This window comes from Leucobacter sp. NPDC077196 (assembly GCF_040687075.1).
Classification (GTDB): Bacteria; Actinomycetota; Actinomycetes; order Actinomycetales; family Microbacteriaceae; genus Leucobacter.
In genome coordinates, this window is record NZ_JBFBML010000008.1 from 25,114 (window position 1) to 39,322 (window position 14,209).

Genomic DNA, 14,209 nt, shown 5'->3' on the forward strand with positions numbered 1-14,209 from the left:
CCCGCTCCCGGGAGAATGATGAGTGGAACATCCATTACGGAATTACCATCATTAGGACAGAACGATACAGCAATGGAACCGTTTGTAACAAGTGATACGGACAACCGTGCGCTTACACGCCTGAGGGAACGCATTGCGGAGCGCTGGGATGGTCTTGCCAAATCGGAGCGGGCGGTGAGTCGCGTGCTCACCGCGATGTCGGCAGAGCGGCTGCTGTATGCGAGCGCCGCCGAGCTCGGCGCGCAGAGCAAGACTTCCAACGCATCGGTGGTACGCACCCTGCAGACGCTCGGCTACGCCGGCCTCTCGGAACTCAAGCAGGAGGTCGCGGCACCCTTCAGCTCCAGCGTCGCGCCCGAGGTCAGGCTCCGCAGCCGCCTTGAGCATCTGGGGCAAGACCTCGGTCAGATCCAGCGCGAGATCTGGAGCGAGGCGCAGGATCTGGTGGCCCTCGCAAGCCGCGCCAACAGCGACGCCCAGTACTCGACCGCCGTCAATCTCATCGTGCACGCCGACACCGTGTTCTGCTACGGATTGGGCGCGTCGGGAATCGCAGCCGATCACCTCGCGCTGCGCCTCCGCCGCATCGGCGTCGGCACGCGGCGGCTGACGACCGACGGCTTCAGGCTCGCCGACGAGGTGATGAGCCTCGGCGCGCGCGATCTGCTGGTGATCTTCGCACCGGGACGCGTCACGCGCGACATCGAGGCCTTGCTCGACCAGGCTCAGCTCGTGGGCGCCAGCGTGCTGCTCATCACGGACGAGCTGCACGAGCAGCTCGGGGCACGTGTCACCGCATCGCTCACCGCACCGCACACTCCGACTGGCCTCACCGCGGAGGGCATCGCCGGCGTTCTTACGGGCGATGTGCTGGTGCAGGGCGTTTCCGCCGTCGGCCCGGATACAGCGTTGCGCTCATCCCAGGCCCTCAACGACCTGCGGGGGCGCCTCGGATACTGAGGCACCCCCGCACCGAGCCGTTTCCTAAACCGCTGGCATCACCGAGAGCTCAAGCCCGTCTCCGTCGGCCGCCACGTCGACGCGTACCGCAGAGCCGTCGCGCACCTCTCCCGACAGGATGGCCCGCGCGAGGCGGTCGTCGATCTCCTTCTGCATGAGACGGCGCAACGGCCTGGCGCCGTAGATCGGATCGTATCCGCGCGATGCGAGCCAGCTGCGTGCGTCGGGGGTCACCGCGAGCGTAAGGCGCCGATCCGCCAATCGCAGTTGCAACCGGTCGATCGACAGTTCGACGATCTGCGCGAGGTCGGCGACGCTCAGCGGGTGGAAGATCACCATCTCGTCGAGACGATTGATGAACTCGGGCTTGAACGCGCGCCGCACCGTCTCGCGCACCGCGCTCTCCTTGTCGCTCCACACCATGTCGGGATCGATCAGGTACTGGCTGCCGAGGTTCGACGTGAGGATCAGGATGACGTTGCGGAAGTCGACCGTGCGGCCCTGCCCGTCGGTCAGGCGCCCATCGTCAAGCACCTGCAGCAGCACGTCGAAGACCTCGGGGTGCGCCTTCTCCACCTCGTCGAGCAGTACGACCGAGTACGGCCGGCGCCGCACCGTCTCGGTGAGCTGACCGCCCTGCTCGTACCCGACGTATCCCGGAGGAGCGCCGACGAGCCGCGAGACCGAGTGCTTTTCGCCGTATTCCGACATGTCGATGCGCACCATGGCGTGCTCGTCATCGAAGAGGAACTCGGCGAGCGCCTTGGCGAGCTCGGTCTTGCCGACACCGGTGGGCCCGAGGAAGAGGAAGGATCCGGTCGGCCGATTGGGGTCGGCGATCCCGGCCCGCGTACGGCGCACCGCGTCCGCGACCGCGCGTACGGCATCGTTCTGACCGATGAGCCGCTTCGCCAGCTCGTGCTCGAGTGCGAGCAACTTCTCGGTTTCGCCCTGCAGCAGACGCCCGACGGGAATCCCCGTCCACGCCGCGACGACGCCGGCGATGTCTTCATCGGTGACCTGATCGTTGACCATGCGATCCTCATCACCGGCCGCCCCCTGCGCCTCGGCGTCCTCGGCCTCCGTGAGCTGTTTCTGAATGACCGGGATCTCGCCGTACAGCAGTTTGGACGCCTTCTCGAGCTTGCCCTCGCGCTGGGCGACCTCGGCCTCCATGCGCAACTGGTCGAGCTTCTCACGCAGCGCACCTACGCGGTTCAGGGAGTCGCGCTCGCGCTCCCATCGAGCCTCGAGCGCGTCGAGCTCAGTGCGCTTCGCCCCGAGATCTTCGCGCAGCTTGGCGAGACGCTCCTTCGAGGCGTCGTCCTTCTCCTTCTTGAGCGCGAGCTCTTCGAGTTTCAGTCGATCCACCGCTCGTCGCAGTTCGTCGATCTCGACCGGGGCGGAATCGATCTCCATGCGCAGGCGACTTGCCGCCTCGTCGATCAGATCGATGGCCTTATCGGGCAGCTGTCGCGCCGTGATGTACCGGTCGGAGAGAGCCGCTGCTGCGACGAGCGCGGAATCGGCGATCGTCACCTTGTGGTGCGCCTCGTACCGCTCCTTCAGCCCGCGGAGGATCGCCACCGTGTCCGTCACCGACGGCTCGCCGACGTAGACCTGCTGGAAGCGACGCTCGAGCGCGGCGTCCTTCTCGATGTACTCGCGGTACTCGTCGAGGGTGGTGGCGCCGATGAGCCGCAACTCGCCCCGGGCGAGCATCGGCTTGAGCATCTGCGACGCCGCGACCGAGGACTCACCACCGCCAGCCCCCATGAGGGTGTGCAGCTCGTCGATGAACGTGATGAACTTGCCGTCAGAGTCTTTGATCTCCTGCAGCACCGCCTTCATGCGCTCCTCGAACTCGCCGCGGTACTTGGCGCCCGCGATGAGCGCGGAGATGTCGAGCGAGATGAGCTCTTTGTTCTTCAGCGACTCGGCGACGTCGCCGGCGACGATGCGCTGCGCGAGCCCCTCGACCACGGCAGTCTTGCCGACGCCGGGGTCGCCGATGAGCACGGGGTTGTTCTTCGTACGACGGGTGAGCACCTGGCTGACTCGCCGAATCTCGGAGTCGCGGCCGATGACCGGGTCGAGCTTGCCCGAACGGGCCACCTCGGTCAGGTTGACGCCGAACTGCTCCAGCGCCGACTGCTGCTCTCCTTCGCCCTGGGCGGGCGTCCAATTGGCCTGCATGTGGGTCCTTTCGCGATGACTGACGGTGTGCGGACGCTTGAAGCGCCCCGTTGATCAGGCATTCTCACAAACTTGAGTGTGTATGACTCAAGTTTAGCGCCTTGCCCGCGGTTCCGCTAGGCCCGGACTCCGATCACGCGGCGCAGCAGCCATTGCACCGGAGTGGAGAGCAGCATCACGAACATCGCCGAGTACCCGATACCGGGAACCACGAGCGTCAGCACGAGCGCGACGCCGAAGAGCAGCGCGAGTGCCAGGTCAACGATGACCCCGTCGACCAGCTGACCTCGACTGGCCGTGTGCAGCGCCGGATGCGCGCGGAGAAAGAGCCGCACGAGCAGCGACGCGAGCGCGGCGAGGAGCAGGCTGCCGATGTACAGCGCCCGTGCGACGCCATCGTCGTCGTCCATGCGCCCGGCGATCGCCGTGGCCACCGGCAACCAGACGATCGTCAGCATCCACGCGATGAGCAACCAGATGAGTGTCGATGTGACTCGCTCGACGGTGACGAAGAGGCGATGGTGGATCATCCAGAACATCGCGATCAGCACGAAGCTCAGTACGAAACTCAGCAATTGCCCGTCGTGCTCGCGGAGCCACGTCACAGCGTCTTCACCCGCGCCGGCGACTTCTCCCACACTTTCCATGAGCGGCAGGATCAGGAGCGTGAGCGCGATGGCGACGACACCATCGACGAACGCCCGGACGCGATCGACTGCGTAGCCCATGTGCCCGTGGGGATCCGCCTCAGCTGCCATGGGGTCAGTGTAGGCGCGGGCGCCTCGCTTGCGCAGCCGGCTCTGTACCGGTGCCGATAGCCTGGTCTCGACTCGTACCCGACTTCGGAGGAACTCCACCCATGTCCAAGATCGCCCTCGTGCGCAAGCCCAGCCCCCTGCTCGACAACGGGATCGTCGACCACATCGAGAAGGTGGCCGTGGATCTCGAGCGCGCGCTGGAGGAGTGGCACGGGTACGTTGCGGCACTGCGCTCGCATGGCTGGGAGACGATCGAGGTCGACGCCGCCGATGACTGCCCGGATTCCGTGTTCGTCGAAGACACGGTCGTGATGTTCCGCAACGTCGCCGTGATCTCGCGCCCGGGCGCCGACAGCCGCAAGCCCGAGACGGCCGGCACTCGGAAGGCGCTCGAAGAGCTCGGCCTCCCGATCGCCGACATTCGCGAACCCGGCACCCTCGACGGCGGCGATGTGCTCAAGATCGGCGACACCGTCTACGTCGGCCGCGGCGGCCGCACGAACGCCGAGGGCGTCGCGCAGCTGCGTCGCATCCTGGCCCCGCTGGGCGCGAAGGTCGTCGGCGTCCCGGTCACGAAAGTGCTGCACCTCAAGACCGCGGTGACCGCGCTCCCTGACGGCACGGTCATCGGCTACCCGGAGTTCGTCGACAACTCCGACATCTTCGACCGCTTCCTCCCCGTACCCGAACCGCACGGCACCGCGGTGGTTTGCCTCAGCGAGTCCGAGCTCATCATCTCAGCTTCGGCTCCCCGAACCGCAGAGATGCTTCGCGACCTGGGCTACACGGTGACCGAGGTCGCGCTCGCGGAGTACGAGAAGCTCGAAGGCTGCCCCACCTGCCTCTCGGTGCGGGTGCGCAACGCCCACTGACACGTCCGTTCACCGCAACCCGGGAGGCCCAATCATGAGCGCACTCACCACCGCACCGCCGCGGGCGACGCCCCTGCAGCACGTCGCTCGCGTGCTCCTGGGACTGGCGCTCCTGTTCGCGGGGATCGCGCACCTGACCTTCGCGCGGCGGGAGTTCCAGGCGCAGGTGCCCGACTGGGTGCCTGCCGACAAGGACTTCGTGGTGGTCGCCTCTGGCATCGTCGAGATCACCCTCGGCGGTGCGGTCGCGGTGCTCGGCCGACTGCGCGTGCCGATCGGATGGGTGGTCGCCGCGTTCTTCGTCGCAGTGTTCCCCGGCAACATCTCGCAGTTCGTGACCCGCTCAGACGCGTTCGGGCTCGAGAGCGATGCCGCGCGCGGGATCCGGCTGGTGTTTCAGCCACTCCTCGTGCTGTGGGCTCTGTGGTCGTGCGGAGCACTCCAGGCGATGCGCCGCGGGCGCGGGCACTGAGCGGCGGCGGCGGTCGAGAATCGGCGATTACACGTGCCGCAGATCCTCCGTGATCGCGGCGGTCGTCTCCAGCAGACGCGGAACATGCTCGTCGCGGAGCCGAGCGAGCGAGTCTCTGCTCGCACTCGTCGACACGTTCACCGCCGCGGCGACTGACCCATCGCGACGACGAATGGGGGCTGCAGCAGACCGCAACCCCACCTCGAGCTCGCCATCTACGATCGCCCACCCCTGCTCGCGCACGCGCTGGAGCTCAGCGCGGAGCCGCTCGGGGTCGGTGAGGGTCCGTTGCGTGAGCGCGGGCGCCGGAGCATGCGCGAGCACGGTCTCGGCTTCCGATTCGGGCAACGCGGCGAGCAGCACCCGCCCCATGCTCGTCGCGTACGCGGGGAAGCTGGTGCCGATGGTGATGCCGACGGTCATGATGCGCCGCGTCGGCACCCGGGCGACGTAGACGATGTCGCTGCCCGCGAGCACCGCGGCCGACACCGATTCGCCGGTCTCACGTGAGAGCCGCTCGAGGTGCGGCTGCATCACCTCGGGAAGCGAAAGGGCGGAGAGGTAGCTGAACCCCAGTTCGAGCACTCGCGGGGTCAGGGCGAAGGCGCGTCCGTCGGAGCGCACGTACCCGAGCGTCTCGAGCGTGCGCAGAAACCGCCGCGCAGCCGCCGCAGGAATTCCGGCCCGCCGTGAAACGTCGCTGAGACTGAGCTCCGGATGCTCCGCGTCGAAGGCCCGGATCACGGCGAGCCCGCGCGCGAGCGACTGCACGAAGTCGCCGCTCGCCGCCTCGCCCGCGGGTTCTGAATGCACATTCACGCGCCCACCTTACCGGCCCGACCCGATGGCCTCCGCACGTGTCATCGTTCGAGCACGACAGCGAGCCCCTGCCCCACTCCGATGCAGATCGCGACCACGGCAACACCCCCGCCGAGACGCCGCAACCCGTGAGCCGCCCGCCCGATGATGCGCCCCCCTGATGCTCCGAGCGGGTGCCCGATCGCCAGCGCGCCACCGTGCACGTTCAGCCGTTCCGGGTCGAGCTCCGGCCACCCGGCCAGGCAGGCGAGCGACTGCGACGCGAAGGCTTCGTTCAGTTCGACGAAGTCGACGTCGGCCCAGCTGCGCCCGGATCGCGCGAGCGCCCGATTCGCCGCCTCGATCGGGGCGATGGGGAAGAGGTCGGGATCCACGCCGTGCGTCGCGCGTCCCGCGATGCGGGCGAGCGGCTCTGCGGTGATCGCCCCCTCGCCGCCGATGAGGACCGCCGATGCGCCGTCGTTGATCGACGAGGCGTTCCCCGCGGTGACGGTCCCGTCGGCCGCGAACAGCGGTCGTAGGGCGGCGAGCTTCTCGACGGTCGAACCGTCGCGTATCCCCTCGTCTCGAGCGAGCTCCGCTCCCGGCACCTGCACGATCTCGTCGTCGAACACTCCGTCCGCCCACGCCGCCGCCGCCCGCTGATGCGAGCGCACCGCGAACGCGTCCTGGCGCTCGCGCGAAATGCTCCACTCGCGTGCGATCCTCTCGGCGGACTCGCCGTTCGAGATGCTCCACGGCGCGGGGAACGCCGGGTTCACCATGCGCCACCCGATGGAGGTGTTCCACATCGTCTGGTTGCCGACCGACGGCCACGGTTTCGCCGATTTCTCCACGACGAAGGGAGCCCGGCTCATCGATTCGACGCCGCCGGCCAGCACGATCTGAGCGTCGCCAGACTCGACCGATCGCGCGGCCTGGATCACCGCTTCGACCGACGATGCGCAGAGCCGATTGACGGTCGTTCCCGTGACGGTGGTGGGGAAGCCTGCGAGCAGGGCGCCGAAGCGCGCGACGTTGCGGTTGTCTTCGCCGGCCTGATTCGCATCGCCGAAGATCACGTCGTCGATGCTCGCGGGATCGATGCCCGCGCGTTCCGCGCTCGCTCGCATGACGGTCGCGGCGAGATCGTCGGGGCGCACACCGGAAAGGGCTCCCCCGGCTCGGCCGAACGGCGTGCGCACAGCGTCGTAGATGAATGCTCCGGTCATGGCCGAACCTCCGAGGTCGCATCGATCAAGCGCAGGCCCGTGGCCGCGCTCAGGTCGTCGAGTGTGGTGTCGCCGAACAGCTCGCGCACGGCAAAGCCCTCCGCCGTGACATCGAACACCGCGTGATCCGTGTACACCCGCGACACGCAGGCAGCGCCCGTCAGTGGGTACGAGCAGGCCGCGACGAGCTTCGACTCCCCCTGCTTCGTCAGCAGATCGGTCATCACGTACACGTGCTTCGCGCCGATCGCGAGGTCCATTGCGCCGCCCACCGCCGGAATCGCGCCCGGCGCCCCGGTCGACCAGTTGGCCAGGTCGCCGTTCGCCGCGACCTGGAACGCCCCGAGCACGCACACGTCGAGGTGACCCCCGCGCATCATGCCGAAGGAGTCCGCGTGGTGGAAGTAGGCGGCGCCGGCGACGGCGGTCACCGCCTGTTTGCCTGCGTTGATGAGATCGGGATCGACGCGTCCGGCGGCAGGTGCTCGACCCATGCCGAGCATGCCGTTCTCGGTGTGCAGGATGATCTCGGCGTCGTCCGGCAGGTAGTCGGCGACCAGGGTCGGCGCACCGATGCCGAGGTTGACGACGGACCCCTCGGCGATGTCGGCTGCGATGCGTGCCGCGAGCTCCTCGCGGGTGATGCGGGTGCTCATGCGGTGTCCCCCTCGGTCTGCACGGGCGCTCCTGCGAGGTCCACGCCTCCCACGAAGACGCCGTCGCGCAACCAACGGCGCTCGCCGACGGCGACCACGCGATCCACGTGGATGCCGGGAGTCACCACGACCTCCGGATCGATGTCGCCGAGCGGGACCACCGTGCCGACCTGCGCGATCGTCGTCTGCGCGGCCGCCGCCATGATCGGACCGAAATTGCGCGCGGTCTCACGATAGACGAGGTTGCCCCAGCGGTCGGCGTTCCACGCACTGATCAGCGCGAAGTCGGCGCGAATCGGGTACTCGAGCGCGTATGCTCGCCCAGCGATCTCGCGAATCTCCTTGCCGGCCGCGAGTTCCGTGCCGACGCCCGTGGGGGTGTAGAAGGCGCCGATGCCGGCGCCGGCCGCGCGGATCCGCTCCGCGAGGTTGCCCTGCGGCACGAGTTCGAGCTCGATTGCGCCTGCGCGATAGAGCCCGTCGAACACCCAGGAATCCGCTTGTCGGGGGAACGAGCAGATGATCTTGCGTACGCGACGCTCGGCGAGCAGCGCGGCGAGGCCGTCGTCACCGTTTCCCGCGTTGTTGTTCACGATCGTGAGGTCGCTCGCGCCGTGGGCGATGAGTGCGTCGATCAACTCGATGGGCTGCCCGGCTCTGCCGAAACCGCCGATCATCACCGTAGCGCCGTCGTGAATGCCCGCCACCGCGGCCGCGGGATCCGGCACCGTCTTGTCGATCATGATCGCGTTATTTCGCACAGCGAAGTGTAGTTCGTCATGCGAATACACTACCCGATTGCGGCGGTGGGGCACACCCCTGGTCGTCCGCACCGCGTGCTGGCAGACTGGGCCGATGCCGCTTACCGCACTGATCACCGGCGCATCGACAGGACTCGGAGCCGAGTTCGCCCGGCAGCTCGCCGCCGCGGGCGTCGACCTCGTGCTCGTCGCACGCGACCGCGAACGGCTCGAGATCCTGGCCTCCGAGCTGCGGGATCGCCACGGCATCGACGCCTCCGCGCTGCCAGCCGACCTCACCCGCGCTCCCGACCTGGAGCGGGTGGCGGGCCGGCTCAGCGCGCGGGATCGTCCCGTCGACATCCTCGTGAACAACGCGGGATTCGGTGTTGCCGACGGCTTCGAGACGAGCGAACTCGACGACGAGCGGAGGCTGCACGAACTGCTGTCATGGGTGCCGCTCCACCTGTCGCACGCCGCCGTCCCGGGAATGCTCGACCGGGGCTACGGCTGGATCCTGAACGTCGCCAGCGTCGCCGCATTCACGCCGACGGGCACCTACGGAGCCGCGAAGGCGGCGATCGTGTCGCTCTCGCGCTCCCTCAACGCGCGCTACCGCCGTCGCGGCGTGCGCGTGACCGCTCTCTGCCCGGGCCTGCTCGACACCGAATTCCATGCGCGCATGGGAGAGGATCACCTGCCCCGCCTCCCACGGATCGCCTGGGCGAGCACCGCCCGCGTCGCGCAGGAGGGACTCTCCGCAGTTCGACGCGGCCGGAGCGTCCTGATCTCCGATTGGCGCTACCGACTCCTCGCGCCGCTCATCCACGTGCTGCCCGACCGACTGCTCGAACGCGCCTCGACGACGAACGACGGCGCTCTGAACTAGACCGCATCCATACTCGCGCGGCCCTCACCGCACATTCATCCGACTCACTGCCCGCACACGCCGAGCGGGCATAGGCTGAGGCAATGGTCAACTATCGGTATCTCGGAAACAGCGGCTTCAAGGTCTCGGAAATCACTTTCGGCAACTGGGTGACGCACGCGTCTCAGGTCGCCGACGACGCGGCGATCAAGACGGTGCACGCGGCGCTCGACGCCGGCATCACCACGTTCGACACCGCCGACACGTACGCGAACACCGCCGCCGAGGCCGTGCTCGGGCGTGCGCTCGACGGTCAGCGCCGCGAGGGTCTCGAGATCTTCACGAAGGTGTACTTCCCGACCGGCCAGAAGGGGCCGAACGACACCGGGCTGAGCCGCAAGCACATCCTCGAATCGATCAACGGCTCGCTCCGCCGCCTCGGCACCGACTACGTTGACCTGTACCAGGCTCACCGCTTCGACTACGAGACGCCGCTCGAAGAGACGTTCCAGGCGTTCGCCGACGTCGTGCGGCAGGGCAAGGCGCTCTACATCGGCGTCTCGGAATGGACCGCCGAGCAGCTGCGCGAGGGGCACCAGCTCGCGCGCGAATTCGGCGTGCAGCTCATCTCGAACCAGCCGCAGTACTCGATGCTGCACCGCGTGATCGAGGGGAAGGTCGTTCCGGCATCCGAGGAGCTCGGCATCTCGCAGATCGTCTGGTCGCCCATGGCGCAGGGCGTGCTCTCCGGCAAGTACCTGCCGGGCCAGCCCGTGCCGTCGGGGTCGCGCGCGACCGATGGCAAGAGCGGTGCGGAGTTCATGCAGAAGTTCTTGGACGAGAAGATTCTCAAGGCGGTGCAGGGCCTGAAGCCGATCGCCGAGCAGGCCGGGCTCACCATGCCGCAGCTCGCGATCGCGTGGGTGCTGCAGAACCCGAACGTGGCCGCGGCCCTCGTGGGGGCATCGCGCCCCGAGCAGCTCGCCGACACGGTGAAGGCGTCAGGAGTCGTGCTCGACGCCGACACGCTCGCGGCGATCGACTCCGTACTCGGCGACATTCCGAACCGCGACGCCGCCGACACGTACGAGGTGTCGCCGAAGACCCGGTTGGTCTGATCCGGCACATCACTCTTCGCCGAGCACGGGAGGGAGTGCGGTGCGCTTGCGCACCCCGCCCTCCCGTGTTAGTTTTGCGACAAAACTACTGGGGAGTGATCCCGCGAACTGGAGTGATCAATGAAGATCGTCATCATCGGAGCCGGTATCGGCGGGCTCCTCAGCGCCCTCAGCCTGCACGCCGCGGGCTTCGAGCACATCGAGGTCTACGAGCGGTCTGAGGAGATCCGCGGCCTCGGGGTTGGCATCAATCTGCTGCCGCATGCCGTGCGCGAGCTCACCGAACTCGGCATCGTCGACGACATCGCCGCACTCGGGGTCGAGCCGACCACGCTGGCCTACTACAACCGCCACGGCCAGCCCATCTGGAGCGAGCCTCGCGGCACCGCCGCGGGGTACTCCTGGCCCCAGCTCTCCGTGCACCGCGGGCGGCTACAGATCGCGCTCCGCGACCTCGTCGAGCAGCGTGTCGGCGACATCATCCGCACCGGGCACCGGGTCGTCTCCGTGGAACACGGGGAGGAGCAGGATCTGGCGCGATTCACGACGGAGGCCGGCGAGGTCACCGTGTCGGCCGACGTCGTGATCGCCGCCGACGGCATCCACTCGGCTGTGCGCGCAGAGCGCTACTCGGAAGAGGGAGCTCCCCCCTCCAATGGGCTCACCCTCTGGCGCGGTGTCGCGTACGCCGAACCGTTCCTCGACGGCAGCACGATGGTGATGGTGGGCGACGGCGAGCAGAAGTTCGTCGCGTACCCCCTCGGCCCCGTCGGAGACGACGGACGCATGCCCATCAACTTCATCGCTGAGCAGCGGGGAGCAGGATCCGGCCAGGTGGACTGGAACCACCCCATCGACCCGAAGCCCATCGTCGAACTCTTCCGCAAGTGGGCGTTCGACTGGATCGACATTCCCGGCCTCATCGCGAGCGCCGACGAGATCCTCGAATATCCGATGGTGGATCGCGACGCGCTCCCGCAGTGGACGTTCGGGCGCACCACGCTCCTCGGAGATGCCGCGCATGCGATGTACCCCAACGGCTCGAACGGCGGCTCGCAAGCGACCCTCGACGCCCGCACGCTGGCATTCCACCTCGCCCACGCCCCCACCCCACGGGACGGCCTCCGCGCGTACGAAGCCGATCGGCGACCCGCCACCGCGGCACTGCTCGAGCAGACGCGCCAGGCCGGCCCAGAGAAGGTGATGGTGCTCGCCGCGGAGCGTGCGCCTGAGGGTTTCTCGCACATCCACGACGTGATTCCCGAGGCCGAGCTAGCGGAGGTGGCGACCGCGTACAAGCAGGCGGCGGGGTTCCATCCCGAGATGCTGAACGCCCGCGCTTCGTTGACCGTCGAGCGCTGAGGAGTGGGCGACGCGATGACAGCCGAGGTTGATCCGGCACGCCTTGCCGGAGTAATCTCGCCGCTGCGGCGAGCGCTCCTCACCGCAGCTCGCGCGGCGGGAGACCTCCCCGAGATTCCGGAATCCCAGATCCAGGTCATCCGCGCACTCCCCTCCGGCACGGCGCTCGCACCCAGCGATCTCGCCGAGGCTCTGCACCTCGACCGCTCCACGGTGAGCAACCTGCTCGCCTCGATGCAGCGAGCCGGGCTCGTCGAGCGCCGACCGGACGAGGCCGACGGCCGCCGCGTACTGGTGACGACCTCGGAACGTGCCCGGGCGCTCTTCACCGCCTACGACCGCGCGAGCACCCGCATTCTCGGGGAGTCGCTCGAAACACTCGCCGGCGACGACCTGGCGTCGATCGCCACCGCACTGCCTGCACTCGAACGACTGCTCGGAGCTCTCCTCATCGCACACGAACAGCCACTCCCCCGCGTCACCGAAGAACGGAGCACCTCATGACCCCTCCCGCAGCGCGCCCGTCGGAATCTGAGCTTCCAACCCCCGGCCTCGAGCACGTGTTCGACGTCTCCGTCGAGCTCGGTGCCATCGAGGATCACGGCCGCACCCGGGCCGGCCACCGGAGGATCATCCCGATTCTCGGGGGCAGCATCAGTGGTGAGGTCGATGCCGAGATCCTGCCAGGGGGCGCCGACTGGCAAGTCGTGCGCGCCGACGGCTCGATCGAGATCGACGGCCGCTACTCGGCGCGCACCGCCGACGGCGAGCTGCTCTACCTGCAGGCGTCGGGGGTGCGCAGCGGAGAGCCGCACGTGCTCGAATCGTTGCTCAAGGGCGAGACGGTCGACCCCTCCGAGTACTACTTCCGCACCATGGTGACCATCGAAACCTCAGCCCCGGCGCTCGCGCACCTCGAGCGCTCGCTGTACCTCGCCGTGGCCGAGCGCACGGCGAACGCTGTGCGGTACGCGACCTACCGCTTCGTGTAGTCGTGCGGTGCACCGGAGCGCCCCATCACTCCGGCCGATCCTTCACCACTCGTCGGTGCAGCAGCGCCGTGACCACTGCGATAACCGAACCGATGAGCGTGTCGAGCACGCGCTCCGATGCGGCGCCCATGAGATCGCCTCCACCCGCCGCGGCCCCCGTGAGGAGGAGCACGAGCGGGGTGATGAACACGAGGGCGAGGGCGTAGTTGCGCACCACGACGAGTTCGATGATGAACTGCAGCCCGGTGAGCAGCACCACGAGCGCGACGGGGAAAGCGCCGAGCGGTGCGATCGCGAGGTACAGGGCCGCGCCGACGAGAGTGCCGACGGTGCGGTGCAGCCCGCGGGCGAGCGAGTGGCGGCGCACGGCGCTCAGGCCGATAACCGCGACACCCGCAGACACGGTCCAGTATGCGCGGTGCGGGTCGATCCAGAGCATGGTGACGACGGTGCCGACGACGGCGACGATGAGAATGCGCAGGATCAGCCGGCGCTCCCCCGGCCCCAACCAGGGGCCGGGCAGCAGCTCGCCGAGGGGCCGCACCGGCTGTGACCGCTCGGCGTCGCGGAGCAACGGTGCGAGCGCGAGCAGATACGAGAACAGCGCGCCGCCCGCGAGTGCCGCGATCAGCACCAGCGGCGAGTTCAGCCGCTCTCCGTCGACGACCGCAGTGATGTTGCCCGCCAAGCCGTAGCTCAGCACGAAGAACACCGGCCCGGGCGGGCCGAGCCGGAAGGCGAACGACAGCGCCGCAGTCGCTCCGGCGACGACGACGAGCCCAGTTCCCAGGAGCACGGGCCAGGGCGACAGCGCCGCTCCGAGCGCTGCAGACCCGATGAGCGCGAGCGCGACGAACGGCAGCACTTTGGTGCGCTCCGCAGCGGCGAGACTCGCGGCGAAGAGCGCGACGAACGCTCCGGCGGCGGTCTGCAACCCGATGCCCTCGTACCCCAGCGCCGTCAGCAGGCCGAAGGGAACGCCGATGGAGAGCGCAGCGCGCAGCGCGATCCAGAGCCGCGGGCCCGGGCCGGCGGGCATCTCGACAAGACTGCGCACCGCTTTGATCACGGCGGTGGGCGGCGTGCGGCGATCGGGTCGAGAGGACTCACCGTCTCCGACCGCCTCCGCCATGCTCGCCCTCCGTCCGCTCGCGCCGCACCTATTCTCCCAGGTGCGGAGTACGA

At 68.4% G+C, this 14,209-nt stretch carries 15 protein-coding genes; 8 read left to right on the top strand and 7 right to left on the bottom strand.

Translation table 11 applies throughout. The features are described from left to right. The first annotated feature begins 72 nt into the window (after window positions 1–72). On the top strand, window positions 73–960 hold the full coding sequence (locus AB0O71_RS09620; RefSeq protein WP_363744688.1) for a MurR/RpiR family transcriptional regulator: 888 nt from the start codon (window positions 73–75) through the stop codon (window positions 958–960). 24 nt (window positions 961–984) lie between these two features. Here the strand turns inward: AB0O71_RS09620 and AB0O71_RS09625 are convergent, their stop codons facing one another. Together AB0O71_RS09625 and AB0O71_RS09630 are read right to left on the bottom strand one after the other, a co-directional pair. Next, the gene (locus AB0O71_RS09625; RefSeq protein ID WP_363744690.1) at window positions 985–3,156 is read right to left on the bottom strand and encodes an AAA family ATPase; all 2,172 of its coding nucleotides are present in this window, start codon (window positions 3,154–3,156) and stop codon (window positions 985–987) included. Between the two features lie 116 nt (window positions 3,157–3,272). Further along, a complete protein-coding gene (locus tag AB0O71_RS09630; RefSeq protein ID WP_363744692.1) occupies window positions 3,273–3,914 on the bottom strand; it encodes a TMEM175 family protein in 642 nt (213 codons plus the stop codon). A gap of 101 nt (window positions 3,915–4,015) precedes the next feature. On the opposite strand from AB0O71_RS09630, the gene ddaH reads away from it, so the two are divergent. Both ddaH and AB0O71_RS09640 read left to right on the top strand, forming a co-directional pair. Beyond that, the gene (ddaH, locus tag AB0O71_RS09635) at window positions 4,016–4,786 is read left to right on the top strand and encodes a dimethylargininase (RefSeq protein ID WP_363744694.1); all 771 of its coding nucleotides are present in this window, start codon (window positions 4,016–4,018) and stop codon (window positions 4,784–4,786) included. Between the two features lie 34 nt (window positions 4,787–4,820). Further along, window positions 4,821–5,258, top strand: a complete 438-nt coding sequence (locus tag AB0O71_RS09640; protein ID WP_363744696.1) for a hypothetical protein — start codon at window positions 4,821–4,823, stop codon at window positions 5,256–5,258. A 27-nt stretch (window positions 5,259–5,285) separates the two neighbouring features. On the opposite strand, the gene AB0O71_RS09645 is transcribed toward AB0O71_RS09640, so the two are convergent. From AB0O71_RS09645 to AB0O71_RS09660, 4 genes are read right to left on the bottom strand one after another with little or no spacing between them, the layout of a single operon-like run. Beyond that, window positions 5,286–6,077, bottom strand: a complete 792-nt coding sequence (locus tag AB0O71_RS09645; RefSeq protein ID WP_363744698.1) for an IclR family transcriptional regulator C-terminal domain-containing protein — start codon at window positions 6,075–6,077, stop codon at window positions 5,286–5,288. 41 nt (window positions 6,078–6,118) lie between these two features. Beyond that, a complete protein-coding gene (locus tag AB0O71_RS09650) occupies window positions 6,119–7,288 on the bottom strand; it encodes a thiolase family protein (protein WP_363744700.1) in 1,170 nt (389 codons plus the stop codon). Continuing rightward, window positions 7,285–7,944 carry a 3-oxoacid CoA-transferase subunit B gene (locus tag AB0O71_RS09655; RefSeq protein WP_363744702.1) on the bottom strand — a complete coding sequence of 220 codons (660 nt, stop codon included), beginning with the start codon at window positions 7,942–7,944 and terminating at the stop codon, window positions 7,285–7,287. Before AB0O71_RS09655 ends, AB0O71_RS09650 begins: the two co-directional genes overlap by 4 nt. Further along, on the bottom strand, window positions 7,941–8,687 hold the full coding sequence (locus tag AB0O71_RS09660; RefSeq protein WP_363744882.1) for a 3-oxoacid CoA-transferase subunit A: 747 nt from the start codon (window positions 8,685–8,687) through the stop codon (window positions 7,941–7,943). The genes AB0O71_RS09655 and AB0O71_RS09660 overlap by 4 nt, the downstream gene beginning before the upstream one ends. 112 nt (window positions 8,688–8,799) lie before the next feature. Between AB0O71_RS09660 and AB0O71_RS09665 the strand changes: the two genes are divergently transcribed. The 5 genes from AB0O71_RS09665 to AB0O71_RS09685 all read left to right on the top strand — a co-directional run bounded on the left by AB0O71_RS09665 (window position 8,800) and on the right by AB0O71_RS09685 (window position 13,024). After that, window positions 8,800–9,573 carry an SDR family oxidoreductase gene (locus AB0O71_RS09665; protein WP_363744704.1) on the top strand — a complete coding sequence of 258 codons (774 nt, stop codon included), beginning with the start codon at window positions 8,800–8,802 and terminating at the stop codon, window positions 9,571–9,573. 83 nt (window positions 9,574–9,656) lie between these two features. After that, window positions 9,657–10,670, top strand: coding sequence for an aldo/keto reductase family protein (locus tag AB0O71_RS09670; RefSeq protein ID WP_363744706.1), 1,014 nt, complete (start codon window positions 9,657–9,659; stop codon window positions 10,668–10,670). A gap of 120 nt (window positions 10,671–10,790) precedes the next feature. Further along, window positions 10,791–12,032 carry a flavin-dependent oxidoreductase gene (locus AB0O71_RS09675; protein WP_363744709.1) on the top strand — a complete coding sequence of 414 codons (1,242 nt, stop codon included), beginning with the start codon at window positions 10,791–10,793 and terminating at the stop codon, window positions 12,030–12,032. A 15-nt stretch (window positions 12,033–12,047) separates the two neighbouring features. Further along, window positions 12,048–12,536 (top strand): MarR family transcriptional regulator, encoded by a 489-nt coding sequence (locus AB0O71_RS09680; RefSeq protein WP_363744711.1) that lies wholly within the window; start codon window positions 12,048–12,050, stop codon window positions 12,534–12,536. Next, a complete protein-coding gene (locus AB0O71_RS09685) occupies window positions 12,533–13,024 on the top strand; it encodes a DUF3237 domain-containing protein (protein WP_363744713.1) in 492 nt (163 codons plus the stop codon). The genes AB0O71_RS09680 and AB0O71_RS09685 overlap by 4 nt, the downstream gene beginning before the upstream one ends. A 25-nt stretch (window positions 13,025–13,049) precedes the next feature. Here AB0O71_RS09685 and AB0O71_RS09690 read toward each other — a convergent pair whose 3' ends face one another. Next, a complete protein-coding gene (locus AB0O71_RS09690) occupies window positions 13,050–14,156 on the bottom strand; it encodes an FUSC family protein (protein ID WP_363744715.1) in 1,107 nt (368 codons plus the stop codon). Between the last annotated feature and the right edge of the window lie 53 nt (window positions 14,157–14,209).